Origin of the sequence: Pseudomonas vlassakiae (assembly GCF_014269035.2) — a bacterium.
In the GTDB taxonomy this organism is placed as follows: Bacteria; Pseudomonadota; Gammaproteobacteria; order Pseudomonadales; family Pseudomonadaceae; genus Aquipseudomonas; species Aquipseudomonas vlassakiae.
The window spans coordinates 87597-112179 of the sequence record NZ_JABWRP020000004.1 but is presented as its reverse complement, the minus strand read 5'-3'; the positions used below and the strand labels follow the sequence as shown (position 1 = coordinate 112179).

Here is a 24583-nt window from a genome sequence, read left to right as displayed (position 1 = left end):
AACTCTCCAACTATTGTTAATGTTTCCTTAATAGGTAACTTACACACTATTCATCGTATTTCTCGATAATCCAAAGCAGTTTTTTAAGCTTTTATTCGATACGTTACGCGCTAGTCTGTGCACAGCTTTCACGGGGAACGACGTCATCATGCAACTGCGCAATTCACCTTCTCGCTATGGCGTGGTCAGCATCGTCCTGCACTGGGGCGTTGCACTGGCAGTCTTTGGCCTGTTCGGCCTGGGCCTGTGGATGGTCGATCTCGGCTACTACGACCCTTGGCGCAAGGCCGGCCCTGACCTGCACAAGAGCATCGGCCTGGTATTGCTGGCGGTGATGCTGTTGCGTGTGGTCTGGCGTTTCATCAGCCCGCCACCGCCGGCACCGGCCAACCACGGGGCATTCACCCGCGTGGCGGCCAAGCTGGGGCACCTGGCGCTGTACCTGGGGCTGTTTGCGGTAATGATCGCCGGTTACCTGATTTCCACTGCCGACGGCGTCGGCATTCCGGTGTTCGGCCTGTTTGACGTACCAGCGCTGATCAGCAACCTGCCCGACCAAGCGGACGTCGCCGGCGTGATTCACCTGTGGTTGGCATGGGGCTTGGTGATCTTCGCCGTGCTGCATGCCCTGGCGGCCCTGAAACACCATTACATCGACCGTGACGCGACCCTGACCCGCATGCTGGGCCGCAAAGCTTGACTCTCAACCTCAATTGCATAGGAAGGAAGTAAGGATGTTGAAAAAGACTTTTGCCGCTCTGGCGCTCGGTACTGCTCTGTTCTCCGCCGGCCAGGCCATGGCTGCCGAGTACAAGATCGACAAGGAAGGCCAGCACGCGTTCGTTGATTTCAAGATCAGCCACCTGGGCTACAGCTTCATCACCGGTACCTTCAAGGACTGGGATGGTAACTTCAGCTGGGACCCGGCCAAGCCTGAAGCCAGCAAGATCGACGTCACCCTCAAGACTGTGAGCGTGGATACCAACCACGCCGAACGGGACAAGCACATCAAGAGCAAGGACTTCCTTGACGTAGCCAAGTACCCCACCGCCACCTTCAAGTCGACCAAGGTGACCCCGACCGGCAAGAACGCCGAAGGCCAACTGACTGCCGATGTCGCCGGTGATCTGACCCTGACCGGCGTGACCAAGCCGGTGGTGATCAAGGCCACCTTCATTGGTGAAGGCAAGGACCCATGGGGCGGCTACCGTGCCGGCTTCGAGGGCAAGCTCGATATCAACCGCAAGGATTTCGCGCCGAAGTCCATGGACCTCGGCCCGCTGTCCGAGAAAGTTGAGCTGTACTTCGTGTTCGAAGGTGTTCAGCAGAAGTGATATTGCTGGACAGGCAATAAAAACGCCGCCCATTGGGCGGCGTTTTTTTATGCCTGATGCATGAACTCAGCCTTTGCGGGTGAGCAGCGCAGGTCGCTCACCACGCGGGCGGCTCGGCAGGTCATCCAGCTGCTCTGGCGTCGGGTAACGGTCGAGCTTGGATTCCTTGCGGATGATCACGGGCTGGTGCTGTTCGCGGGGGCTGCGTACTGCCGGCTCCTGGCGCGATGCATCGTTGCGCCCGGCCGGACGGTTGCGGCCACCGCCATTGTTGTCACGACGTGCACCACCACCACCGTTGCTGTTGCGTGGGCGCTTGTCGCCGCTGCCGCTGCGCTGCTGGCCGCCAGTATTGCGGCCTTGGCCACCACCGTTGTTGCTGCGCTGGCTTGCGCCCTGGCTTTGGCCCTGGCCTTGACCTGCACCACCCGGCCGGCGGTTGCGGCCTTGGCCTTTGGCGTTCTGGTAAGGGCTGACGTAGTCGGCGCGGTTGCCGAAGTTGTCGATATCGTCGTCCAGGAACTCCTCTGGATCACGGTCGGCAGCAGGTTTCGGGATAGGGCTGGTGCTGGTCTGCTGTTGCTGGCGCGGCTTCTTGTCACGCGGCTTGCGTTGCTGCTGTTGCTTGTCGCCTGACTTTTCCTTGTCGGCCGGCTTGTCCGCAGCCTGCTGCCTGGCCTTGCCTTTGTCCTTGCCCTTGTCCTTGCGGCCGCCGTTGGCGTCTTTGCCGCCTTCGCCGCGGGCCTGCTGGTTGCGGCCGCCGCGGCCGCTGTTCTGCTGGCGTTCGCGCACTTCAGGCTTTTCAGCTTCTACCTGGCTGGCGTCGAAGCCCATCAGGTCGCCATCCGGGATCTTCTGCTTGGTGACCCGCTCGATGCTCTTGAGCAGTTTTTCTTCATCCGGCGCAACCATCGAGATGGCCTCGCCCGAGCGCCCGGCACGGCCGGTACGGCCGATGCGGTGCACGTAGTCTTCCTCGACGTTCGGCAGCTCGAAGTTGACCACGTGGGGCAGCTGGTCGATGTCCAGGCCTCGGGCGGCGATGTCGGTGGCCACCAGCACGCGTACGCTGTTGGCCTTGAAGTCGGCCAGGGCCTTGGTCCGGGCGTTCTGGCTCTTGTTGCCATGGATAGCGGCAGCGGTCAGGCCGTGCTTTTCCAGGTACTCGGCCAGGCGGTTGGCGCCGTGCTTGGTGCGGGTGAATACCAGAACCTGCTCCCAGGCGCCCAGCGTGATCAAATGCGCCAGCAGGGCGCGTTTGTGACTGGCGGGCAGCCGGTAGACGCGCTGCTCGATACGCTCGACGGTGGTGTTTGGCGGGGTGACCTCGATACGCTCCGGGTTGTGCAGGAGCTTGTCGGCGAGGTCGGTGATGTCCTTGGAGAAGGTCGCCGAGAACAGCAGGTTCTGGCGCTTGGCCGGCAGGCGGGCAAGCACCTTCTTCACGTCATGGATGAAGCCCATGTCGAGCATGCGGTCGGCTTCGTCGAGGACCAGGATTTCCACGTGGGCCAGGTCGACCTTGCCTTGGCCGGCCAGGTCGAGCAGGCGCCCCGGGCAGGCGACGAGCACGTCGACACCCTTGGCGATGGCCTGGATCTGCGGGTTCATGCCGACGCCGCCGAAGATGCAGGCGCTGACCAGTGGCAGGTCGCGGGCATACACCTTGAAGCTGTCGTGTACCTGGGCGGCGAGCTCGCGGGTTGGGGTCAGGACCAGGACGCGCGGCTGGCGCGGGCCATGACGCTGGGATTTGTCGGGGTGGCCGGCCGGGAACAGGCGCTCAAGGATCGGCAAGGCGAAGCCGCCGGTTTTACCAGTACCAGTCTGTGCGGCAACCATCAGGTCGCGGCCTTGCAACACGGCGGGAATGGCCCGCTGTTGCACCGGGGTCGGCTGGGTGTAGCCCGCTGCCTCGATAGCGCGGACAAGAGCCTCGGAGAGACCGAGGGAAGCAAAGGACATGGGCAATCCTGTTCTCGTGTGGGCTGGGCCCGTTGGGATGTTCTGCCTGGCGCGACGGGCATCCAAGGGATGCGATCGCGTCCGGTCCAGCTGGGCTTTCACTGCGCATCCGGGAAGCGGAGGGTGGACGCCAAGGGGCGTCGATGCCGATCGGGATGCCTGTTGCGAGGCCGAGCGTCCGGGCGTGAGCCGGGCGGGAAGGCCCGAGTATAACAGAGCTGACGCCGCGTGCTGCTTTCCTGCTGCTCAACGGTGCCGACAAGACTGCCAGCGTCGTAAGCAGCAGGGTGCACCGCAAATGGGCGACAAGGGTGCCTGGCGCGGGATTACGTGCTCACCAAGGGTAATGCCAGTGCAGATCATGGCCCCCGTTTCAGGCCTCAGCGATCGGAAGAGCGCAGCAGGTGCGCCTCGATATCCTTGCGCCGGCCGCCCAGTGACAGGCGCAGGCTCGGGTGGCGCAGGCACTGGCGCAATTGCTCGGGCTCGATGCGCCCATGGCGTTCGTTGAGGTTCTCCAGCGCCTTGTCCCACCAGGCCGTTGCACAAGCGCGATCGAACTCGTTGGGGTAGGGGTAGCAGCCATACAGCAGTTCGCGCACGAACTGGCGCTCGCGGCTGGGCATGGTCAGGCTCAAGGCCTTGTAACCCAGGCGCTGCAAGGTTGGAGGGCGGGGCAGTTGGTCGTTGACCAGTGCCACATCGGCAAGCGCCGCCGGCCCCAGTGGGTTATGGCCGTGTTTACCCAGCCAGGCCTGGATCTTGGCGCGGAACTGGGCCTTGCGGCTCCAGTAGTGATGGATGACGTCGATGCATTCGGCCAGTTCCATCTTGCGGTAAGCGGCTACCGCCAGGCAGAACTCTTCCAGGGTATAGGCGGTGCGGGCCAATGGGTAGAACTCGTCCATCATGGCAATCGAGCGGTCCAGCACGTCGCTGTCCTCGGCGCACAGCCCGATCACGCCGGAGTTGACCAACGGCATCTGGCAGTCGGCCAGGCCGCGTGATTCCAGAATGCCAAGCAGGTTCTGGTACAGCAGGCACTGCTGGTTCGCACCGTAGCGCGCGCCAATGGCGTTGCACAGCAGCGTGCCGGGCTTGACCCGCTGGAACAGCTGCAGCGGCGACTTGCGGAAGAAGGTATCGGTGTCGATCAGCACGGCCTGAGGATGCTGCTGCAATACTTGGCGCAACAGCACATGCTTGCTGCGAAAATGATAGCCGTGTGGCTGGTTCCAGGCCTTGCGGGTAGCCTCGTCAAGCAGATGAACGGTGACCGGCAGCTTGCCGTAAGGCTCGGCAGTGTCGGTATAGACCTGGATGTCGATGGCCAGGTTGGCATCGCCGCCCAGCTGCGCGAGGGCGCTGACGATGCTGAAACAGGCTTCCTGATGATAGGTGGCCGGGCCGAACGCCAAGTAGACGAGCTGAGGGCGAGATGGCAGGAAATGTTGCATTGCAGACGACACCTATCAGAGCCACAAAGTGAATAAGGCCCTAGTCTACGACTAAAGCCTTAATTGTTTGAGAATCTGATGATGCCAAAAAGTTTCAGCGTGGCAGTTTCAGATTGTTCCAGATCGCCAGGCTCGCCTCGGCCTGGTTGAGGGTATAGAAGTGCAGGCCCGGTGCGCCGCCTTGCAGCAGTTGTTCGCACATGCGGGTGATGACTTCTTCGCCAAAGGCCTGGATGCTCGCCGTATCGTCGCCGTAGGCTTCCAGCTGCTTGCGAATCCAGCGCGGGATCTCGGCGCCGCACGCATCGGAGAAGCGCGCCAGTTTGCTGTAGTTGGTGATCGGCATGATGCCGGGCACCACCGGGATGTCCACGCCCATCTTCTGCGCCCGCTCGACGAAATAGAAATAGCTGTCGGCGTTGAAGAAGTACTGGGTGATGGCGCTATCGGCACCGGCCTTGACCTTGTGCACGAAGTTGCCCAGGTCGGCCTCGAAGTTGCGCGCCTGTGGGTGCATTTCCGGATAGGCGGCGACTTCCAGGTGGAAGTGGTCGCCGGTTTCCTCGCGGATGAACTCGACCAGGTCGCTGGCATAACGCAGCTCGCCACTGGCCATGCCCATGCCCGACGGCAGGTCGCCACGCAGGGCGACGATGCGCTTGATGCCGGCGGCCTTGTATTCGGCCAGCAGGGCGCGCAGCTCGTCCTTGGTGTCACCCACGCAGGACAGGTGCGGTGCGGCAGGGACCTTCACTTCGCTTTCCAGCTGCAGCACGGTGTTCAGTGTGCGGTCGCGGGTCGAGCCACCGGCACCGTAGGTGCAAGAGAAGAAGTCCGGATTGTACGCGGCCAGCTGGCGGGCCACGCCCATCAGCTTTTCGTGACCGGCGTCGGTCTTGGTTGGGAAGAACTCGAAACTGTAACGGCGATCTTGGGACATCTGGCGTTCCTCGAGCAGCAAGCCTCAAGCAGCAAGCTGCAAGTAAAAGCCAGATCGGTGATGGCCGATCTGGCTTGGGCATCGTTCAGGTTTCGGCGTTGAAGCGTGTCGCTTCAAGCCTGCCGCTTAGTAGCGGTAGGCGTCCGGCTTGAACGGGCCTTCGACGGTCACACCGATGTACTCGGCCTGTTGCGGGGTCAGCTGGGTGACCACGCCACCGAAGCCGCGGACCATTTCCAGGGCCACTTCTTCGTCGAGTTTCTTCGGCAGCACTTCCACGGTCAGGCGCTCGGCCTTCTTCGCAGCTGGCAGTTCGGCGAACTTCTGCTCGAACAGGAAGATCTGTGCCAGCACCTGGTTGGCGAACGAACCGTCCATGATGCGGCTCGGGTGGCCAGTGGCGTTACCCAGGTTCACCAGGCGGCCTTCGGCCAGCAGGATCAGGTAGTCGTCGTTCTGCGGGTCAAAAGTGCCCGCGCCGGTGCGGTGAATCTTGTGAACCTGCGGCTTGACCTCTTCCCATGCCCAGTTCTTGCGCATGAAGGCGGTGTCGATCTCGTTGTCGAAGTGGCCGATGTTGCAGACCACGGCACGCTTCTTCAGGGCCTTGAGCATGTTGGCGTCGCAGACGTTGACGTTGCCGGTGGTGGTGACGATCAGGTCGATGCGGCCCAGCAGGTCGGCGTTGATGCCGGCTTCGGTACCGGTGTTGATACCGTCCTTGAATGGCGAAACGACTTCGAAGCCGTCCATGCAGGCCTGCATGGCGCAGATCGGGTCAACTTCGGTGACCTTGACGATCATGCCTTCCTGACGCAGCGACTGGGCCGAGCCCTTGCCCACGTCACCGTAGCCGATGACCAGGGCTTGCTTGCCCGACAGCAGGTGGTCGGTGCCGCGCTTGATGGCATCGTTCAGGCTGTGACGGCAGCCGTACTTGTTGTCGTTCTTGCTCTTGGTGACCGAGTCGTTGACGTTGATCGCCGGGACTTTCAGCTCGCCTTTGGCCAGCATGTCCAGCAGGCGGTGCACGCCGGTGGTGGTTTCTTCGGTCACGCCGTGGATCTTTTCCAGCATGGCCGGGTATTTCTTGTGCAGGATTTCGGTCAGGTCACCACCGTCGTCCAGCACCATGTTGGCGTCCCAAGGCTGGCCATCCTTCAGGATGGTCTGCTCGATGCACCACTCGTATTCCTGCTCGGTTTCACCTTTCCAGGCGAATACAGGAATGCCGGCGGCGGCGATGGCGGCAGCGGCCTGGTCCTGGGTGGAGAAGATGTTGCACGACGACCAGCGGACTTCGGCGCCCAGTGCGACCAGGGTTTCGATCAGCACGGCGGTCTGGATGGTCATGTGGATGCAGCCGATGATCTTCGCGCCCTTGAGCGGTTGCTCGGCTTGATACTTGCGGCGCAGGCCCATCAGTGCGGGCATTTCCGACTCGGCGATGATGACTTCCTTGCGGCCCCAGTCGGCCAGGGAAATGTCGGCGACCTTGAAGTCGGAAAAACCAGCAGGCGTGTTTACAGCGCTCATGAGAGCCTCCATTCGTAGTGTGCGAATGGGCGCCGTTGTGCGTTGAGCGTCCGCTTCAGCGGACAACGCCCCAACCGAGCCTGACAGGCCGAGCCTGCTGCAGCGCCCCTCGGATGGGTGGCGGGATGGCCGCCACTGTGGGCAGCCATGAGAATCGGCAGCGATTATAGCCGTGGCTGTGTGACACACCCAAGGCTTTCTGTCGATTTATCGCGACGATAGTCGATGTTCAATGGAGCGGTGGCGGCCGCTCTGCCATCATTACTTCACGTTAGCCAAGCCGGTCAGGAGTACAGATGAACTTTCACACCCGCAAATGGGTTAAACCCGAAGACCTCAACCCCAACGGCACGCTGTTCGGCGGCAGCCTGCTGCGCTGGATCGACGAAGAAGCGGCAATCTACGCGATCGTCCAGCTCGGCAACCAACGTGTGGTGACCAAGTACATGTCGGAGATCAACTTCGTCAGCGCCTCGCGCCAGGGCGACATCATCGAGTTGGGCATCACCGCCACCGAGTTTGGCCGCACCTCGATCACCCTCAAGTGTGAAGTGCGCAACAAGATTACCCGCAAGAGCATTCTGACGGTCGACAAGATGGTCTTCGTCAACCTGGGTGAGGATGGCCTGCCGGCGGCCCATGGGCGGACCGAAATCAAGTATATCCAGGACCAGTTCCCCGACTCCGCAGTCGAATGACGGTCCGGGGCCGCAGGGGCGGCCCCAGCGTTTTCAAGGCTGTACGCTGACCTTGCGCACCACGCGCCCGATGCTCAAACCCTGCACCAGGATCGACGACAACACCACGATGTAGGTGATCGATAGCAGCAGGTCGCGTTCGTCGCCCACTGGCAACGACAGCGCCAGTGCAACCGACACGCCTCCCCGCAGGCCGCCCCAGGTCAGCACACGGATGGTGCCTTGGGGCACCGGCCGCCAGCGCCGCAACAGCACGATCGCTGGGGCCACGGTCAGTAGCCGCGAGAGCAGCACTGCCAGCGCCAGCGCACCACCCGCCGCCAGGTGCAGCCAGTTGAACGGCAGCAGCAACAGCTCCAGGCCAATCAAGGCGAACAGCAGGGCATTGAGCATGTCGTCGATCAGTTCCCAGAACCCGTCCATGTAGCGGCGGGTCATGTCGTTCATCGCCAGGTTGCGGCCCAGGTTGCCGATGATCAGCCCCGCCACCACCATGGCGATCGGTGCTGAAACATGCAGCTCGTAGCACATGGCCGAGCCACCGATCACCAGTGCCAGGGTCAGCATGACCTCGACCTGATACTGCTCGACGCTCTTGATCATGCGGTAGGTGGCATAGCCGATCACACCGCCGAACAGCACCCCGCCGATGGCTTCGCGGGCGAACAACAGGGCGGTGTCGGTGATGCTCGGCGTTTCACCCAGCTGAATGATGCCCAGCAAAACGGTGAACACCACGACGGCGGTACCGTCGTTGAACAACGATTCGCCAACGATGGTGGTCTTCAATGGCTTGGAGGCGTTGGCGGTGCGCAGCGCGCCCAGCACGGCGATCGGGTCGGTCGGGGAGATCAGCGCGCCGAACAACAGGCAGTAGATCAGCGGCACCTGCCAGCCGAACAGGGCGAATACCCAGTGCGACAGGTAGCCGATCACCACGGTGGCGATCAGCACGCCCAGGGTGGCCAGCAGGCCAATCGGCCAGCGGTAGCTGCGCAGGTCGCTGAGGTTGACGTGCAGTGCGCCGGCGAACAGCAGGAAGGCCAGCATCCAGTGCATCAGCAGGTCGTTGAAATCGATCTGGTTCATCAGGCCTTCGACGCGTTCTTCCAGGCCAGGGAAGCCGATCAGGCTCAGGCCCTGCAGCATCAGGGAGAACAGCAACGCCGTGACCATCACGCCGATGGCGGGTGGCAGGCCGATGAAGCGGTAATTCACGTAGGTGAGGAGGGTGGTGAGGCAGATAAACGCGGCAACTAGTTCAAGCATCCCGAATCCTGTGACAGTGGCTTCCAAGTCGTTACCCGAATGGCTCGGGCAGTTCTTGGATGATCTGGCGAGGGGGTCGGGACACACTTTTTGACTGTGCAGGTAGACCGCGTATCCGTTGTGAGGTTTCCTGCATGTGGCTTCAGGCTTCTGTTCCAGCCATCGGGCGCTTGCCGACCGGCGACATGACGGGGTTGCACTGCAAGCCTGAGCCCGGCAGGGCGACCTCAGCGATTCGGGCTGAGAAATATCTGTCGAAAGGCTCCCAGTCCGGGTACTCCTCAGGCGAAACAGATATCGCCATCAAACGCCCCACCAGGCCGCAGATCCAGTCTGCGCATTGCAGTGTCTGGAAGAGGTGGCTTTCGCCCTGCAGGGGAGGCTCTATCAGGCTTCGACATTTCTCGGTGGCATCTTCGAACATCGCCAGGGTGCAGGCTTCCACATTTCGTTCACGCCATTCATTGCCGGCGCGCTGCTCGTCCAGAAGGAGCATGAAGGTCGAGGCGGACGGTGTGCAGTAACGGTCTATTGTTCTTACTGCGTGCAGCAGCTGGCGCTTGAACGTATCCGTCGCATCGTGCTGTTTGGCCGGTCCGGTCTTGTGCTCTCCTGCATAGATGACATACCCACCAATCTTTCGGATATGGTTGAGCAGACGAAACGTAGCCTGTCTCAATGATCGATATTGCGTGACGTTACGTGTCGTGAAGAGTTTGGAGCCTTTCTTTTCCCATTGATAGGCAGGAAGGTTCCTGGGATTTTCATGGGTTATGTCCCAGGCAAGTAACTGGCATTTCAACTGATAGAAGAAGATGGCGAACTCTCGCACTTCTTCAGCAGGCAGAAGAATCCCACCCAGGCCGAACACGGGGCTGGTCTTGAAGTGGCTGTGAGTGCGCGAAACGTATTGCCCGACGTGGCCGAATTCGTCGAGGTAGGCCACAAAATGAGTCATGAGTTCCGGGTGTCCTTGCCCCAGAAACACGAAAGCCCGCTTGCTTGCGCATTGCGGGCCTCGGAAGGTAGGCACGGGTTGCCCCATGCGTTACGGTGATCCTAAGCCTGCGAGCGTTGAAACGTCAATCGTGTTTCGTAAGTGAGTGTGTATTCTTGAAGAAGGCTGCATTCAAGTGCAGTACTAGCGGCCAGCTACATGCGGGGCGGCCCGCTATGAGTGTATTGAATGATGCGACGAGAAATGGCTTGCTGAGGGGGCTGAAACCTCTACCGAGCATGTAGGCTTTTTCCGTGATCACACTTTGCCCCGAGGTATAGTGCTGCGGACTCATTTGAACCCAAGGCAAGGACTCTCCCGCGTGCTGGCAACTTCCCTGGTTTTGGTCGCCGCCCTGTTGCACGCGACCTGGAACACCCTGATCAAATTCAGCGCCGAGCGCCTGTTGGTGATCGCCAGCATGGATGCCGTGGCGTTGCTGTTCGCCGTGTGTGCCGTGGCCTTCACCGAGTTTCCGCCCGCCGGGATCTGGCCTTGGCTGCTGGCTTCGGCGCTGGCCGAGCAGCTGTACCGCTTCCTGCTGATCCAGGCCTATCGGGTAGGTGACCTGGGCCTGGTCTATCCTTTGATGCGCGGCCTGTCGCCGCTGGTGGTGCTGGGGCTGACCCTGGCGTTTGCCGGTGAGCCGCTCAGCCAGCAACAGATCATCGGCATCCTGCTGATCCCGTGTGGCATGGCTTGCCTGTTGTGGCAGGGCGGAGGGGGTGACCGGTTGCCCTGGTCGATGTTGCCGGTGGTGGCGCTGATCGGCCTGTGCATCGGTTGCTACACCTGGTTCGACGGCCAGGCGGTGCGTTTGTGGGGCAAACCGTGGGACTACCTGGTGTGGTTGACGCTGCTCAGCGCCTGGCCATTCCCGTTCCTGGCCGGGGTGGCGCGGCGGGCGCCATTCGTGCTGTTCTGGCGCACCCAATGGCGCTTGGGGTTGGCAGTGGGCTTTTGCGTACTGTTCAGTTACGCGCTGGTGCTGTGGGCCATGCACCTGGGCTCCGTGGCCGAGGCGGCGGCCCTGCGCGAGCTGAGTGTGATCCTGGTGGTGCTGATGGGCATGCGCTACCTCAAAGAACCTTTTGGCGGGCCGAGACTCCTAGCTTGCGGGCTGGTCCTGGCAGGCATGCTGGTGATGAAGCTCTGACCCGAACCTCGAACAAGGAGTCCTGTGCATGACCGTTGCCCTGTGGTGCATCCTCATCGCCCTGTGCCTGCCGCCATTGTGCGCATTGATTGCGAAAGTGAGCAGTGGCCGTTTCGGCTTGCGTGACAACCATGATCCGCGTGCATTCCTCGATACCCTGTCGGGTCTGCCAAGGCGTGCGCATGCGGCTCAACAGAACAGTTTCGAGGCGTTCCCGGCGTTTGCCGCAGCGGTGCTGGTGGCGGATATCGTCGGCAATGCCGAGCAGGTGACCCAGGATGTGCTGGCCGTGATGTATATCACCAGCCGGCTGCTGTACATCATCTGCTACCTGGCAGACTGGGCAGCGCTGCGGTCGCTGGTGTGGTTTGCCGGGTTGGCGTTGATCGTGTCGTTCTTCGTGGTTTCCATCTGAAACCGGGTCGCCTGCTTCGCGGGCTTGCCCGCGAAGCATCCCCGCCAATCAAAGCACTTTAGGTACCTCAGGCAACGGCTTGCCCTTGGGCCACAGCATCCAGATCTGCCCCTGCTGCTTCATGTTCCCCGCCAGCTCGCCGGCCTCTGGCCCGGTACCCCAGAACAGGTCGGCCCGCACTTCGCCGGCGATGGCACCGCCGGTGTCCTGGGCGCCTACCGGGCGCACGACGGGTGTGCCGTCGGGGCGCGTGGTGGAAAGCCACAGCAAGCTGCCCAGCGGAATCACCTTGCGGTCGATGGCCACGCTATATCCAGCGGTCAGCGGCACGTTCAGCGAGCCGCGCGGCCCTTCGTTGCTGTCCGGGCGAGCACTGAAGAACACATAACTGGGGTTGCTGGCCAGCAGCTCCGGCACGCGCTGCGGGTTGGCCATGGCCCAGGCGTGGATGCTGCCCATGGTCACGTCTTCTTTTTTCAACTGGCCTTGCTCCACCAGCCAGCGGCCGATCGGCCGGTAGGGGTGGCCGTTCTGGTCGGCGTAGCCCAGCCGCAGCTGGCGGCCATCCTCCAGCTGGACCCGGCCTGAACCCTGGATCTGCAGGAACTGCAGGTCCATCGGATCAGTCAGCCAGGCCAGCACGGGCGCCTTGACGCCATCGCGGTTGATCACTTCGGCGGTGTCGTAGGGCTTGAGCACGTGACCGTCCAGGCGGCCGCGCAGGCGCTTGCCCTTGAGTTCGGGATACACGCTGGCCAGGTCGACCACGATCATGTCATCGGGGACGCCATAAACCGCCACGTGCGCTGCTTCGGTGCGCTTCAGGCTGCCGGGGTAGACCGGTTCGTAGTAGCCGGTGATCAGGCCGTTGGCGTTGTTGTCGGCCGAACGCAGGCCGTATACCTGCAGGTTCTGCTCAAGGAACGTGCGTACCTGGGTGGCGCTCGCCGTGGCGCTGCCGGCCGCTTCGCAGGTGGCGGCCCACACCGGGTCGCGTTTGAGCTTCTCGCAGCCGCTGCGCCAGGCGTAGAAGCCGGCCAGCAAGTCTTCATCGCTGACCGCAGGCAGGTCTTTCCAGGTGGCCGGGGCATAGGTGGCGATGGCGTGAGGCTCGGGCTTGGCGTTTTCGCCGCCGTTGCAGCCGGCCAGCAGGGCAAGTGCCGGGAGTGTCCAGGCCAGATGGCGCAGGGCAGATTTCATCAGTGGTTACCTGTGGCTGGCGAACATGAAGATTCGCCCTTGTGTTTTATGTGGCTATTGGTCTTTGCCTGGCAGGCAGCGATACTGACCGCCCCTTTGCGTAGGCTCAAGTGACCGTGATGTTCAAGCGATTGACCGTTGTACTGCTCGCTGCCCTTGCCCTGACGGCCTGTGATCGGGTTGACCCCAATTCGCCGCTGGGCAAGCGCAAGGCAATCTTCAAGGAAATGCTCAAGACCAGCGAAGACATGGGCGGCATGTTGCGCGGCCGCTTGCCCTTCGACGGGGTCAAGTTCGCAGCGGGTGCGTTGAAGCTCGATGGCCTGGCCCGTGCGCCGTGGCAGCATTTTCCGCAAGCGCGGGACGAGGGTGACAGCAGCGCGCGACCGGAGGTGTGGGAGCGCCAGGCGCGCTTCCATGACCTTGCCCGGCAGCTGGAGGGCGTGACCGGTGAGTTGGTTGAAGTGACCCGGACCCAGCCGTTGGACGCGGCGCAACTGAAGGCGCCGATGGACAAGGTCGAGGCGGCGTGCAAGGCGTGTCATAGCGAGTTCCGCAACCATTGATCGCCTGTGTCAACGGGCGATCAGGCAAGATCAGCGATCCAGGTCGTCCACCGCTTCCTGCAGCTCTTTACGGGACTCGGCAAGCTTGTCCTTGCGTTTGTTGATCTTTTCCGCGTCGCCTTTTTTCTCGGCCTTCTTCAGGTCCTTCTCGCGCTGCGCCACCTCGTGACGGGCATCGAGCACTTTCTGCTCGCGCTCTTTGCGCAGGCCGGCGTCGGTGCAATGGTCAACGCCGCGCAATGCTTCCTCGAGCCCAGCTACCTGATCGCTGTTACCGTGGTCGCGTGCGATTTGCAGCTGGTTCTCGATGGCACTGCGCTTGGCGGCACAACCGGTCAGGCCCTCGTCGGGCTGGGCGGCTTGGGCAGCGCCAGCAGCCAGGCCAAGCGTGGTCAGCAATGCCAGGGTGGAAATCATGTTCATCAAAGCCTCCTTGAGGGGGCGGGGCAGCAAAAGATGGAGCAAATCCTGCCTTGGTTTTGCCTATATAGGAACCCTTGGTGGATATTTCTGGAGCAATCCAGACAATTTCCTACAACGGTTTTTTGTTAAAACTCATTGCTTCACACCGGTGGCAGCCGCAGGGAACCCCTGGATGCCGCTTTCGCTCAGCTGCTGCGCCAGGGCCTGCACCTGCTCGGCCGCGAAAAATGCGTGTAGCTGGCTGGCGCGTGATGCGCCAATACCGGGCAAGGCTTGCCATTGCGTGGCTGAACGCTGGGTGAGGGTTGCCCAGTCCCCCTCGATGGGCAGATTGCGCGGTACTGGCACGCCAAGACCGCTGATCCACTGGGCGAAAGGCCTGCTGCGGCCAGCCTCGAAACTTTGTTGCAGGCGCTTGGCGCGGGTATCGCTGATGCCAGGTAGCTGGGCCAGTCGCTCGGCGTCCAGCGCCAGCCAGTCTGCCAGCGTTGCTATCTGCCCGCCTCGTACCAGTCGTCGCCATGTGCCGGGCCCGGTGCCTGGCATGGCCAGGCCCTGTTTGCCGCTGAGCCAGGTGAGCCGAGCAATGAACTGTTCTTCACAGCCTTCGCTAGCCTGCCAGCATGTCAAAGCGTTGTATTGATCTGGCGCAGGTGCCGCGACCGCATCGCGCTCGGTGGCGCGCAGCACTACCTGCTCGAAGCGCGGGATGGTAAGCCCTGCCAGGCTGATGGCTACCTGGTCTCCCGGGCGAATGTCGAGTGCCTGCCAGCGAGCCAGGGAGCCCAGGCTCACCTGGGTGACCAGGCGGTCGTCGAGCCGTACTGGCTGCAACTTCAGGACCGGCGTGATTCGCCCCGTGCGGCCTATGCGAAAGCGCACGTCCCGCACTTCGGTCAACGCCTGGGCAAAGGGATGCTTCCAGGCTGCGATCCAGTAAGGCGCATTGCTCTGCCAGCGTTCGGCGGATGGCCGTATGTTCTGGCGCAGGATCACCCCATCCGTGGCGAAGGGCAGGGCAGAGCGATACCAATGCTCGCGCCAGTGTGCCGCCTCGCCAGCGCTGCTGATGGCCACGCTGTAGCGCTGGCTGTCGGGAAACCCCAGTGCAGCCAGCTGAGCCACACGCTCGCCCTGATCGCTTGGCCCTTGCGGCCAGTCCCAGACAAACAGCGCAATGCCCGCGCCTTGCTCACGAGCGAGTTGCTTGCGCGCCAGCAGGCCCGCGACGATGGCACGCGCATTGACGCTACCTCGCTGGGCTTGCACATGATCAACCAGGCGCAGGTACAGCTCCCCTTGCAGAATCAGGTCAACGGGGTCGGGCAACTGCCGGTTGATACCTTGCAGAACTTCGATATGCCGGCTCCAGTCATGTCCCTGGTTGCCATCACCACGGCTGAGCAACTGCACCAGCCTGCCTTGGCGATAGACCAGGGTCACGGCGACGCCATCGACCTTCGGCTGCAGCCAGACGCCTGTCTTGCCGGCCATCCATTGGCTCACGGCCTGTTCACCCGAGAGCTTGTCGACACCGGTGTGGCGGACCGGGTGGGCAATTGGCCCGCGTGCGCTGGCCAATGAGTCCAGCTCGCTGTCCAGGGCGAAACACCCCTGCAGGTGCAGCAGGCGTTGCCGGCTCTGGTCATAAACCTCATCGGCCACCAGGGATTCGCCCAGACGATGGTAGTGGTCATCCCATCGGCTGACCGCCTCGCGCAGGCGGGTGACTTCGGCGCGTGCCCGCTCGGCAGACCAGCTCGGGCAGCCAGCGGCTTGCGCGTTGAACGAAAGAGCGAGCAGAAACAGGAACAGCAACGGCATGGCCAGCATCCTTGCCTGGCGGAGGGGAAACCTCAGCCTAGGCAACGTGCGCGCGTGTTGCGCCGCGCAGTTGTCAGCCGATATGTCACAAAAAAGCCCCTGCCGATCACTCGGCAGGGGCTTTCGGTTACCGCTGCAGGAAAATTACAGGCCGGCAGCGTCACGCAGCGCCTGGGCGCGGTCGGTGCGTTCCCAGGTGAAGGTGGTGAAGGTGTCGTCGCCGACAGTCTTCTGCTGCGGCTCGCGGCCGAAGTGGCCGTAGGCAGCGGTTTCCTGGTACATCGGGTGCAGCAGGTCGAGCATCTTGGTGATGGCGTACGGGCGCAGGTCGAAGCACTCGCGTACGATCTGGATGATCTTGTCGTCGGACACCTTGCCGGTGCCGAAGGTGTTGATCGAGATGGAGGTCGGCTGGGCCACGCCGATGGCGTAGGACACCTGGATCTCGCAACGTTCGGCCAGGCCGGCGGCAACGATGTTCTTGGCCACGTAGCGGCCGGCGTAGGCGGCGGAGCGGTCGACCTTGGACGGGTCCTTGCCGGAGAACGCGCCACCACCGTGACGGGCCATGCCGCCGTAGGAGTCGACGATGATCTTGCGGCCGGTCAGGCCGCAGTCGCCCACCGGGCCACCGATGATGAAGTTGCCGGTCGGGTTGATGTGGAACTGGGTGCCCTTGTGCAGCAGTTCGGCCGGCAGGGTGTGCTTGACGATCAGCTCCATCACGGCTTCCTGCAGGTCTTTCTGCGAGACCTCAGGGTTGTGCTGGGTCGACAGGACCACGGCGTCGATACCGACCACCTTGCCGTTTTCGTAGCGGCAGGTGACCTGGGACTTGGCGTCCGGGCGCAGCCACGGCAGCAGGCCGGACTTGCGTGCTTCGGCCTGGCGCTCGACCAGGCGGTGCGAGAAGCAGATCGGTGCTGGCATCAGCACGTCGGTTTCGTTGCTGGCATAGCCGAACATCAGGCCCTGGTCGCCTGCACCCTGGTCTTCCGGCTTGGAGCGGTCGACGCCCTGGGCGATGTCCACCGACTGCTTGCCGATGATGTTCATCACCGCGCAGGTGGCGCCGTCGAAGCCGACGTCGGAGCTGTTGTAGCCGATATCGATGATGACCTTGCGCACCAGCTCTTCCAGGTCGACCCAGGCGGAAGTGGTGACTTCGCCGGCGATGATGGCGACACCGGTCTTGACCAGGGTTTCGCAGGCAACGCGGGCGTACTTGTCCTGGGCGATGATGGCATCAAGGACCGCGTCCGAAATCTGGTCGGCGATCTTGTCCGGATGCCCTTCGGACACGGACTCGGAGGTGAAAAGGGAGTATTCGCTCATCTCGACGGGTTCCTAAAATTTACCGATGGTGAGTGTCGCCAGCCGTCCGCTGAAAATGGCGGACCTGGATCTGGAAACCGTTACGCAAGCCCACATAGAGGCTGTCCCCGGGGACCAGCCCGGCTGCTGTGGCCCAACGGGCCAGGTCGTCCTGTTCGAAGCCGAGCCAGAGGTCGCCGCAGGCTTCCCGCGCCCAACCCTGGTCATGGCTGCACAGTTCGGTGACCAGCAGGCTGCCGCCTGCCTTCACCCGTTTGGCCAGCTGGCGCAGGGCCAGGGCCGGGTCGCTGAAATGGTGCAGGACCATGTTCAGCACAACGCAGTCGGCTTCCACATCCGTTGCACCCAGTGCATCGGCCAACTGCAGGTTTACATTACCCAGGCGTTCGCGTTCGCAGACCTGGCGCGCCAGCTCGAGCATGGTCGGGCTGTTGTCCAGGGCGGTGACCTGGGCGAAACGCCGTGCCAGGTCTGGCAGGAAACCGCCATCGCCGGGGCCGACTTCCAGCGCGCTGGCGGTCGGCGCGAAGTTCAGTTTGTCGAGCAGCGCCAGCAGGCTCTCGCGGTATTGCGGCAAGCCGGCGATGAGGTCTTGCTGGGCGCGGAATTTTTCTTCCACGCGCAAGAAGAAGTCCTGGCTGGTGGCGGCGCGGCGTTGCTGCACCTGGGCGATACGGGCCTGGACGTCTTCCGGCAAGGTCAGGTCGTCGACTTCATCGAGCAGGGCCATGTGCAGGCGCCCGCCGAAGCGCTGGCCGTCGGGCAGGGCACGACGGTAGAAGATCGCATTGCCTTCGCGCCGTGTGGCCACCAGCTCGGCCTGGGCCAGTACCTTGAGGTGATGGCTCATGCCCGACTGGCCGATGTCGAAGATCTGTGCCAGTTCCAGCACGCCGAACGAATCACTGGCCAGGGCGCGCAACACGTTCAGGCGCAGCGCATCGCCACTGGCCTTGCACAGGGCGGCCAGTGTGTCGCTTTGCTGAGGGATCGGTTGCGCACGGAGGTTCATGGGACGGCAGTCTAGACAGGCAGGGCTGCCCCCGCAAGGCCAATATCAAAAAGTTTTGATATTGGCTGATGGGCGGGTACACCTGGCGGTTTTTTCGCCGTTATGCAGGCCAATCACAGGAAAATCCCCCAACTGCGACCATCCGTCATTGCCCCCAGCCCCCGCAGTGGGCGAAAATGGCCGCCTTTTTCGTGACACCACCTATTCAAGCCCCAGGAGATCAGCGATGCCCAGCCGTCGTGAACGTGCCAACGCCATTCGTGCCCTCAGCATGGATGCCGTGCAAAAGGCCAACAGCGGCCACCCAGGTGCCCCCATGGGCATGGCGGATATCGCCGAAGTGCTTTGGCGCGACTACATGAAGCACAACCCGAGCAACCCGGACTTCGCCGACCGAGACCGCTTCGTGCTGTCCAACGGCCACGGCTCGATGCTCATCTACTCGCTGCTGCACCTGACTGGCTACGACCTGTCGATCGACGACCTCAAGGCCTTCCGCCAGCTGCACAGCCGCACCCCTGGCCACCCGGAATACGGCTACACCCCTGGCGTCGAGACCACCACCGGGCCGCTCGGCCAAGGCATTGCCAACGCCGTGGGCTTCGCCCTGGCCGAGAAAGTGCTGGCCGCCCAGTTCAACCGTGACGGCCACACCATCGTCGACCACCACACCTATGTGTTCCTTGGCGACGGCTGCATGATGGAAGGTATCTCCCACGAAGTCGCCTCGCTGGCCGGCACCCTGGGCCTGAACAAGCTGATCGCCTTCTACGACGACAACGGCATCTCCATCGACGGCGAAGTGCACGGCTGGTTCACCGACAATACCCCGGCGCGTTTCGAAGCCTACAACTGGCAGGTGATCCGTAACGTCAACGGTCATGATGCCGATGAAATCAAGATGGCCATCGAGACCGCCCGCAAGAGCGACCGTCCGACCCTGATCTGCTGCAAGACCATCATCGGTTTTGGTTCGCCGAACAAGCAGGGCAAGGAAGACTGCCACGGCGCGCCGCTGGGCAACGACGAAATCGCCCTGGCCCGCAAGGAACTGAACTGGAACCACGGTCCTTTCGAAATCCCGGCGGACATCTACGCCGAATGGGATGCCAAGGCTGCCGGTGCCAAGGCCGAAGCCGACTGGAACCAGCGTTTCGACGCCTACGCCAAGGCCTACCCGGAGCTGGCTGCCGAGTTCAAGCGCCGTGCCAGCGGCGAGCTGCCGGCCGACTTCAGCGAGAAGGCCCAGGCGTACATCAACGAAGTGGCCGCCAAGGGCGAAACCATTGCCAGCCGCAAGGCCAGCCAGAACGCGCTGAACGCCTTCGGCCCGTTGCTGCCTGAGTTCCTCGGCGGTTCGGCTGACCTGGCCGGCTCCAACCTGACCCTGTGGAAGGGCTGCAAGGGCGTCGAAGCCAACGATGCCAGCGGCAACTACGTGTTCTACGGCGTGCGTGAGTTCGGCATGACCGCCATCATGAACGGCGTCGCCCTGCACGGTGGCCTGGTGCCTTACGGCGCGACCTTCCTGATGTTCATGGAATACGCCCGCAATGCCGTGCGCATGTCGGCCCTGATGAAGCAACGCGTCATCCACGTCTATACCCACGACTCCATCGGCCTGGGCGAAGACGGCCCGACTCACCAGCCGATCGAGCAGCTGACCAGCCTGCGCAGCACGCCGAACCTGGACACCTGGCGCCCAGCCGACGCGGTCGAATCGGCCGTGTCGTGGAAAAACGCCCTGGAGCGCAAGGACGGCCCATCGGCACTGATCTTCTCGCGTCAGAACCTGCAGCACCAGGATCGCGACGCCCAGCAGATCGCCAACATCAGCCGCGGCGGCTATGTGCTCAAGGATTGCGCTGGCGAGCCTGAGCTGATCCTGATCGCCACCGGTTCGGAAGTGGGCCTGGCCGTTCAGGCGCACGCCAAGCTGACCGAGCAGGGCCGCAAGGTGCGCGTGGTTTCCATGCCGTGCACCAGCGTGTTCGATGCCCAGGACGCGGCCTACAAGCAATCGGTATTGCCGGTCGAAGTCGCTGCACGCATCGCCATCGAAGCCGCCCACGCGGACTTCTGGTACAAGTACGTCGGCCTGGAAGGTCGTGTCATCGGCATGACCACTTACGGTGAGTCGGCGCCGGCCGCTGCACTGTTCGAAGAATTCGGCTTCACCCTGGAAAACATCCTGGGTACCGCCGAAGAGCTGCTGGAAGACTGATACAGGCAAGGCGAGGGCCGTAGGCCCTCGTTCGCGGCGCAAGGCCGCTCCCACAGGGTCCGCTTGCATCGCGGTCTTTGTGGGAGCGGCCTTGTGTCGCGAATGGGCCGCATGGCGGCCCCAATAGCCATCATGCGTTAGCGAGCCAACGAATGCCCCACCCGCGTCCCTACAAAGTTGCACTCAACGGTTACGGCCGCATTGGCCGCTGTGTCCTGCGCGCACTGTTCGAGCGGGGGGCAAAGGCCGGTTTCGAGATCGTTGCGCTGAACGACCTGGCCGATCAGGCCAGCATCGAATACCTGACACGCTTCGACTCCACCCACGGGCGATTCCCCGGCGAGGTGAAGGTCGACGGCGACTGTCTGCATATCAATGGCGACTGCGTGAAGGTCATGCGCAGCGCCACCCCTGAAGGCATCGACTGGGCCGCCCTGGGTATCGACCTGGTGCTGGAGTGCTCCGGTGTCTATCACACCCGCGCCGATGGCCAGCGTTTCCTCGACGCTGGCGCACCGCGCGTATTGTTCTCGCAGCCGATGGCCAGCGAGGCCGATGTCGATGCTACCGTGGTCTATGGCATCAACCAGGGTTGCCTGACGGGCCACGAACGCCTGGTGTCCAACGCCTCTTGCACCACCAATTGCGGCGTCCCGCTGTTGCGCGTGCTGGACCAGGCATTCGGCATCGAGTACGTGCAGATCACCACCATCCACTCGGCGATGAACGATCAGCCGGTGATCGATGCCTATCACCACGAGGACCTGCGCCGCACGCGCTCGGCCTTCCAGTCGGTGATTCCGGTGTCCACGGGGCTGGCGCGCGGCATCGAGCGCTTGCTTCCGGAACTTGCCGGGCGAATCCAGGCCAAAGCGGTACGCGTGCCGACCGTCAACGTCTCGTGCCTGGACATCACCCTGCAGACCGCCCGCGATACCAGTGCGGCCGAGGTCAACCGGGTGTTGCGCGAGGCCGCGCAGAGCGGCCCGCTGAAAGGCTTGCTGGCCTATACCGAGTTGCCTCACGCCAGCTGTGATTTCAACCATGACCCGCATTCGGCGATCGTCGATGCCAGCCAGACCCGCGTTTCAGGCCCGCGCCTGGTGAACTTGCTGGCTTGGTTCGACAATGAATGGGGTTTTGCCAACCGTATGCTCGACGTTGCCGAACACTATCTGCACGTCGTCCACCCAACCCGCAGCAAACAGCCCTGAAGGACTGCATTCATGACCGTGTTGAAGATGACCGACCTCGACCTGCAAGGTAAACGCGTACTGATCCGCGAAGACCTCAACGTACCTGTGAAGGACGGTGTGGTAACCAGCGATGCGCGTATCCTTGCAGCGCTGCCGACCATCAAGCTGGCCCTGGAAAAGGGTGCGGCGGTAATGGTCTGCTCGCACTTGGGCCGCCCGACCGAAGGCGAGTTCTCTGCCGAGAACAGCCTCAAGCCGGTCGCCGACTACCTGAGCAAGGCCTTGGGCCGTGAAGTGCCGCTGGTTGCCGATTACCTGAACGGTGTTCAAGTCAGCGCCGGTGACCTGGTGCTGTTCGAGAACGTACGTTTCAACAAGGGCGAGAAGAAGAACGCCGACGAGCTGGCCCAGCAATATGCCGCCCTGTGCGACGTGTTCGTAATGGACGCTTTCGGCACCGCTCACCGGGCCGAAGGCTCCACCCATGGCGTTGCCAAGTTCGCCAAGGTGGCTGCCGCTGGCCCGCTGCTGGCTGCAGAGCTGGACGCGCTGGGCAAGGCCCTGAAAGCCCCGGCCAAGCCAATGGCGGCCATCGTTGCCGGCTCCAAGGTGTCGACCAAGCTGGATGTGCTGAACAGCCTGAGCAGCGTTTGCGACCAGCTGATCGTCGGTGGCGGCATCGCCAACACGTTCCTGGCTGCTGCCGGTCACCCGGTGGGCAAGTCGCTGTACGAGCCTGACCTGATCGAAACCGCCAAGGCCATCGCCGCCAAGGTCAGCGTGCCACTGCCGGTCGACGTCGTGGTTGCCAAGGCGTTCGCCGAGGACGCCGAAGCCACCGTCAAGGCCATCGCCGACGTTGCCGCCGACGACATGATCCTCGACATCGGCCCGCAGACCGCTGCCCATTTCGCCGAGCTGCTGAAGTCGTCGAAGACCATCCTGTGGAACGGCCCGGTCGGCGTGTTCGAGTTCGACCAGTTCGGCAACGGCACCAAGGTGCTGGCCAAGGCCATCGCTGAAAGTGCAGCGTTCTCCATTGCCGGTGGTGGCGATACCCTGGCAGCCATCGACAAATATGGCGTCAGCAAGGATATCTCCTACATTTCTACCGGTGGCGGTGCCTTCCTCGAATTCGTCGAGGGCAAGGTGCTGCCAGCCGTGGCGATCCTGGAAGAGCGGGCAAAAGCCTGACCATGGCGGCGCCTGGCAAAGGGAGCGACCTGATGGTCAAGCAATTGCCTGTGATGATTCTGGCCGGCCTGCTGGGCGCCTGCTCCAGCAGCCCGTCTTCGGAGGCCGACCCGGCGCAGCCGCCCAAGGGCGGTTGCTACCAGTCCGCGTGGCAGGCCGAGACCGTGCCGGTCATCAGCAAGCGCGTTGGCCCGGACGGCCTGGAAAAGTACGACGAAGAACACCAGCGCCAGGCGCCGGGTTGCCCCTGATGCCGTGCGTTTCGTCGGAGCAGGCAACCAAGTGACCGCTATGTGGTCCTCTAGAGGATATGTAATGAAAGCGCTACTGGCCTCGATGGCTCTGGCGACACTGGCAGGATGCTCGCTGATACAGCCTGCACCTTCCGCCCCGGCGGACAACTGGACCCGCTGGGTCTGTGACACTCAGGCCGAAGTGCTGTGGCGCTTCGCTGATGCACAGCGGGACCAGGTTGACGTGCGCCTCGGCGGCGGTGACCAGGTCTATCGGCTCAAGGCCGAGCCGGGCGCCTCTGGCGCGCTGTACAGCGATGGCGTGCTGGCCTTCCACACCAAGGGCGACGAAGGCCTGGTGTACTGGGTGGCAACCAACGATCTGATTGGGCGGGGCTGCAAGGCACCGTGACTGGCCGGGCCGCACAGGCGGCCCACACTACTTGAACAGCAACCGCCCCTGCGGCAGGCTTGCACGAAACAAACGACGCTTGTCGGGAGAGAGATACACAATGGCACTCATTAGCATGCGCCAGATGCTGGACCACGCCGCCGAGTTCGGTTACGGCGTTCCGGCTTTCAACGTCAACAACCTCGAGCAGATGCGCGCCATCATGGAAGCGGCCGACAAGACCGACTCCCCGGTGATCGTCCAGGCTTCGGCCGGTGCCCGCAAATATGCCGGTGCCCCGTTCCTGCGCCACCTGATCCTGGCCGCCATCGAAGAATTCCCGCACATCCCGGTGTGCATGCACCAGGACCACGGCACCAGCCCTGACGTGTGCCAACGTTCCATCCAGCTGGGTTTCAGCTCGGTAATGATGGACGGCTCGCTGGGTGAAGACGGCAAGACCCCGACCGACTACGAGTACAACGTCCGCGTCACCCAGCAGACCGTGGCCATGGCCCACGCCTGTGGCGTTTCGGTAGAAGGCGAGCTGGGCTGCCTGGGTTCCCTGGAAACCGGCATGGCCGGTGAAGAAGACGGCATCGGCGCCGAGGGTGTGCTGGACCACAGCCAGATGCTGACCGATCCGGAAGAGGCCGCCGACTTCGTCAAGAAGACCCAGGTCGACGCCCTGGCCATCGCCATCGGCACCAGCCACGGTGCCTACAAGTTCACCAAGCCACCGACCGGTGACGTACTGGCAATCGACCGCATCAAGGAAATCCACAAGCGCATCCCTAACACCCACCTGGTGATGCACGGTTCCTCCTCGGTCCCGCAAGAGTGGCTGGCGATCATCAACCAGTATGGCGGCGACATCAAGGAAACCTACGGCGTACCGGTCGAAGAGATCGTCGAAGGTATCAAGCACGGCGTGCGCAAGGTCAACATCGACACCGACCTGCGCCTGGCGTCCACCGGTGCCATGCGCCGCCTGATGGCACAGAACCCGAGCGAGTTTGACCCACGCAAGTTCTTCGGTGAAACCGTGAAAGCCATGCGCGACGTGTGCATCGCCCGTTACGAAGCGTTCGGCACTGCCGGCAACGCCTCGAAGATCAAGCCGATCTCGCTGGAAGGCATGTTCCAGCGCTACCTGAAGGGTGAGTTGGCTGCCAAGGTCAACTGATCCACCAGCGTCAATGAAAAACCCGCAGCGAT

The 24583-nt window shown here is 62.8% G+C and carries 23 protein-coding genes and 1 riboswitch; of the genes, 12 read left to right on the top strand and 11 right to left on the bottom strand.

All coding sequences use genetic code 11. From position 1 onward, the window contains the following. Positions 1 to 148: 148 nt before the first annotated feature. Together HU738_RS06765 and HU738_RS06760 are read left to right on the top strand one after the other, a co-directional pair. Complete coding sequence (locus HU738_RS06765) at positions 149 to 700, top strand: cytochrome b (RefSeq protein ID WP_176508190.1); 552 nt, start codon at positions 149 to 151, stop codon at positions 698 to 700. A 34-nt stretch (positions 701 to 734) separates the two neighbouring features. Beyond that, positions 735 to 1334, top strand: coding sequence for a YceI family protein (locus HU738_RS06760; protein WP_054884321.1), 600 nt, complete (start codon positions 735 to 737; stop codon positions 1332 to 1334). A gap of 66 nt (positions 1335 to 1400) precedes the next feature. Here HU738_RS06760 and rhlE2 read toward each other — a convergent pair whose 3' ends face one another. From rhlE2 to ahcY, 4 genes are all read right to left on the bottom strand, one after another. Next, the gene (gene rhlE2, locus HU738_RS06755; protein WP_186601716.1) at positions 1401 to 3299 is read right to left on the bottom strand and encodes an RNA helicase RhlE2; all 1899 of its coding nucleotides are present in this window, start codon (positions 3297 to 3299) and stop codon (positions 1401 to 1403) included. 380 nt (positions 3300 to 3679) lie between these two features. Next, a complete protein-coding gene (locus tag HU738_RS06750) occupies positions 3680 to 4756 on the bottom strand; it encodes a hypothetical protein (protein WP_186601715.1) in 1077 nt (358 codons plus the stop codon). A 94-nt stretch (positions 4757 to 4850) separates the two neighbouring features. Beyond that, positions 4851 to 5696 carry a methylenetetrahydrofolate reductase [NAD(P)H] gene (gene metF, locus HU738_RS06745; RefSeq protein ID WP_186601713.1) on the bottom strand — a complete coding sequence of 282 codons (846 nt, stop codon included), beginning with the start codon at positions 5694 to 5696 and terminating at the stop codon, positions 4851 to 4853. A gap of 126 nt (positions 5697 to 5822) precedes the next feature. Beyond that, positions 5823 to 7232: an adenosylhomocysteinase gene (gene ahcY / locus HU738_RS06740; RefSeq protein ID WP_099815603.1), complete on the bottom strand. Its 1410-nt coding sequence runs from the start codon at positions 7230 to 7232 to the stop codon at positions 5823 to 5825. A 20-nt stretch (positions 7233 to 7252) separates the two neighbouring features. Further along, positions 7253 to 7349, bottom strand: a riboswitch (S-adenosyl-L-homocysteine riboswitch). A 179-nt stretch (positions 7350 to 7528) separates the two neighbouring features. Between ahcY and HU738_RS06735 the strand changes: the two genes are divergently transcribed. Next, entirely contained in the window at positions 7529 to 7930 is a 402-nt protein-coding gene (locus tag HU738_RS06735; RefSeq protein ID WP_054884326.1) for an acyl-CoA thioesterase, read from the top strand. A gap of 33 nt (positions 7931 to 7963) precedes the next feature. On the opposite strand, the gene HU738_RS06730 is transcribed toward HU738_RS06735, so the two are convergent. Further along, positions 7964 to 9199, bottom strand: coding sequence for a cation:proton antiporter (locus HU738_RS06730; RefSeq protein WP_186601711.1), 1236 nt, complete (start codon positions 9197 to 9199; stop codon positions 7964 to 7966). A 142-nt stretch (positions 9200 to 9341) separates the two neighbouring features. Beyond that, positions 9342 to 10157 carry a DUF3800 domain-containing protein gene (locus HU738_RS06725; RefSeq protein ID WP_186601709.1) on the bottom strand — a complete coding sequence of 272 codons (816 nt, stop codon included), beginning with the start codon at positions 10155 to 10157 and terminating at the stop codon, positions 9342 to 9344. 361 nt (positions 10158 to 10518) lie between these two features. On the opposite strand from HU738_RS06725, the gene HU738_RS06720 reads away from it, so the two are divergent. Both HU738_RS06720 and HU738_RS06715 read left to right on the top strand, forming a co-directional pair. Continuing rightward, on the top strand, positions 10519 to 11352 hold the full coding sequence (locus tag HU738_RS06720; RefSeq protein WP_186601707.1) for an EamA family transporter: 834 nt from the start codon (positions 10519 to 10521) through the stop codon (positions 11350 to 11352). 28 nt (positions 11353 to 11380) lie between these two features. Then, on the top strand, positions 11381 to 11767 hold the full coding sequence (locus HU738_RS06715; RefSeq protein WP_186601705.1) for an MAPEG family protein: 387 nt from the start codon (positions 11381 to 11383) through the stop codon (positions 11765 to 11767). A gap of 48 nt (positions 11768 to 11815) precedes the next feature. On the opposite strand, the gene mltA is transcribed toward HU738_RS06715, so the two are convergent. Next, positions 11816 to 12967, bottom strand: a complete 1152-nt coding sequence (gene mltA / locus HU738_RS06710; RefSeq protein WP_186601703.1) for a murein transglycosylase A — start codon at positions 12965 to 12967, stop codon at positions 11816 to 11818. 119 nt (positions 12968 to 13086) lie between these two features. Between mltA and HU738_RS06705 the strand changes: the two genes are divergently transcribed. Next, complete coding sequence (locus HU738_RS06705) at positions 13087 to 13533, top strand: c-type cytochrome (RefSeq protein ID WP_186601701.1); 447 nt, start codon at positions 13087 to 13089, stop codon at positions 13531 to 13533. Positions 13534 to 13563: 30 nt separating this feature from the next. On the opposite strand, the gene HU738_RS06700 is transcribed toward HU738_RS06705, so the two are convergent. From HU738_RS06700 to HU738_RS06685, 4 genes are all read right to left on the bottom strand, one after another. Continuing rightward, complete coding sequence (locus HU738_RS06700) at positions 13564 to 13956, bottom strand: DUF1090 domain-containing protein (RefSeq protein WP_186601699.1); 393 nt, start codon at positions 13954 to 13956, stop codon at positions 13564 to 13566. Between the two features lie 132 nt (positions 13957 to 14088). Continuing rightward, complete coding sequence (gene ligB / locus HU738_RS06695; protein ID WP_186601697.1) at positions 14089 to 15780, bottom strand: NAD-dependent DNA ligase LigB; 1692 nt, start codon at positions 15778 to 15780, stop codon at positions 14089 to 14091. A gap of 144 nt (positions 15781 to 15924) precedes the next feature. Then, entirely contained in the window at positions 15925 to 17115 is a 1191-nt protein-coding gene (gene metK / locus HU738_RS06690; protein WP_054887930.1) for a methionine adenosyltransferase, read from the bottom strand. A gap of 19 nt (positions 17116 to 17134) precedes the next feature. Next, positions 17135 to 18127 carry an ArsR/SmtB family transcription factor gene (locus tag HU738_RS06685; RefSeq protein WP_176508201.1) on the bottom strand — a complete coding sequence of 331 codons (993 nt, stop codon included), beginning with the start codon at positions 18125 to 18127 and terminating at the stop codon, positions 17135 to 17137. A gap of 226 nt (positions 18128 to 18353) precedes the next feature. On the opposite strand from HU738_RS06685, the gene tkt reads away from it, so the two are divergent. The 6 genes from tkt to fba all read left to right on the top strand — a co-directional run bounded on the left by tkt (position 18354) and on the right by fba (position 24551). Continuing rightward, positions 18354 to 20351 carry a transketolase gene (gene tkt, locus HU738_RS06680; RefSeq protein ID WP_176508202.1) on the top strand — a complete coding sequence of 666 codons (1998 nt, stop codon included), beginning with the start codon at positions 18354 to 18356 and terminating at the stop codon, positions 20349 to 20351. 152 nt (positions 20352 to 20503) lie between these two features. Next, positions 20504 to 21565 carry an erythrose-4-phosphate dehydrogenase gene (gene epd, locus HU738_RS06675; RefSeq protein ID WP_186601695.1) on the top strand — a complete coding sequence of 354 codons (1062 nt, stop codon included), beginning with the start codon at positions 20504 to 20506 and terminating at the stop codon, positions 21563 to 21565. 12 nt (positions 21566 to 21577) lie between these two features. Then, positions 21578 to 22741 carry a phosphoglycerate kinase gene (locus HU738_RS06670; RefSeq protein WP_054887926.1) on the top strand — a complete coding sequence of 388 codons (1164 nt, stop codon included), beginning with the start codon at positions 21578 to 21580 and terminating at the stop codon, positions 22739 to 22741. Between the two features lie 32 nt (positions 22742 to 22773). Further along, positions 22774 to 22992 carry a hypothetical protein gene (locus tag HU738_RS06665; RefSeq protein WP_186601693.1) on the top strand — a complete coding sequence of 73 codons (219 nt, stop codon included), beginning with the start codon at positions 22774 to 22776 and terminating at the stop codon, positions 22990 to 22992. 64 nt (positions 22993 to 23056) lie between these two features. Further along, complete coding sequence (locus HU738_RS06660; protein WP_186601691.1) at positions 23057 to 23386, top strand: MliC family protein; 330 nt, start codon at positions 23057 to 23059, stop codon at positions 23384 to 23386. Between the two features lie 100 nt (positions 23387 to 23486). Next, positions 23487 to 24551, top strand: coding sequence for a class II fructose-bisphosphate aldolase (gene fba, locus HU738_RS06655; RefSeq protein WP_008093958.1), 1065 nt, complete (start codon positions 23487 to 23489; stop codon positions 24549 to 24551). Positions 24552 to 24583 lie beyond the last annotated feature (32 nt).

Coding starts and splice junctions, on each gene's coding strand:
- HU738_RS06760 (WP_054884321.1), top strand. CDS start 735: ATGTTGAAAAAGACTTTTGCCGCTCTGGCGCTCGGTACTGCTCTGTTC.
- tkt (WP_176508202.1), top strand. CDS start 18,354: ATGCCCAGCCGTCGTGAACGTGCCAACGCCATTCGTGCCCTCAGCATG.
- HU738_RS06725 (WP_186601709.1), bottom strand. CDS start 10,157: ATGACTCATTTTGTGGCCTACCTCGACGAATTCGGCCACGTCGGGCAA.
- HU738_RS06705 (WP_186601701.1), top strand. CDS start 13,087: ATGTTCAAGCGATTGACCGTTGTACTGCTCGCTGCCCTTGCCCTGACG.
- HU738_RS06660 (WP_186601691.1), top strand. CDS start 23,057: ATGAAAGCGCTACTGGCCTCGATGGCTCTGGCGACACTGGCAGGATGC.
- HU738_RS06750 (WP_186601715.1), bottom strand. CDS start 4,756: ATGCAACATTTCCTGCCATCTCGCCCTCAGCTCGTCTACTTGGCGTTC.
- epd (WP_186601695.1), top strand. CDS start 20,504: ATGCCCCACCCGCGTCCCTACAAAGTTGCACTCAACGGTTACGGCCGC.
- HU738_RS06765 (WP_176508190.1), top strand. CDS start 149: ATGCAACTGCGCAATTCACCTTCTCGCTATGGCGTGGTCAGCATCGTC.
- fba (WP_008093958.1), top strand. CDS start 23,487: ATGGCACTCATTAGCATGCGCCAGATGCTGGACCACGCCGCCGAGTTC.
- HU738_RS06670 (WP_054887926.1), top strand. CDS start 21,578: ATGACCGTGTTGAAGATGACCGACCTCGACCTGCAAGGTAAACGCGTA.
- ahcY (WP_099815603.1), bottom strand. CDS start 7,232: ATGAGCGCTGTAAACACGCCTGCTGGTTTTTCCGACTTCAAGGTCGCC.
- mltA (WP_186601703.1), bottom strand. CDS start 12,967: ATGAAATCTGCCCTGCGCCATCTGGCCTGGACACTCCCGGCACTTGCC.
- HU738_RS06665 (WP_186601693.1), top strand. CDS start 22,774: ATGGTCAAGCAATTGCCTGTGATGATTCTGGCCGGCCTGCTGGGCGCC.
- HU738_RS06700 (WP_186601699.1), bottom strand. CDS start 13,956: ATGAACATGATTTCCACCCTGGCATTGCTGACCACGCTTGGCCTGGCT.
- HU738_RS06685 (WP_176508201.1), bottom strand. CDS start 18,127: ATGAACCTCCGTGCGCAACCGATCCCTCAGCAAAGCGACACACTGGCC.
- HU738_RS06715 (WP_186601705.1), top strand. CDS start 11,381: ATGACCGTTGCCCTGTGGTGCATCCTCATCGCCCTGTGCCTGCCGCCA.
- ligB (WP_186601697.1), bottom strand. CDS start 15,780: ATGCCGTTGCTGTTCCTGTTTCTGCTCGCTCTTTCGTTCAACGCGCAA.
- HU738_RS06730 (WP_186601711.1), bottom strand. CDS start 9,199: ATGCTTGAACTAGTTGCCGCGTTTATCTGCCTCACCACCCTCCTCACC.
- metF (WP_186601713.1), bottom strand. CDS start 5,696: ATGTCCCAAGATCGCCGTTACAGTTTCGAGTTCTTCCCAACCAAGACC.
- HU738_RS06735 (WP_054884326.1), top strand. CDS start 7,529: ATGAACTTTCACACCCGCAAATGGGTTAAACCCGAAGACCTCAACCCC.
- rhlE2 (WP_186601716.1), bottom strand. CDS start 3,299: ATGTCCTTTGCTTCCCTCGGTCTCTCCGAGGCTCTTGTCCGCGCTATC.
- metK (WP_054887930.1), bottom strand. CDS start 17,115: ATGAGCGAATACTCCCTTTTCACCTCCGAGTCCGTGTCCGAAGGGCAT.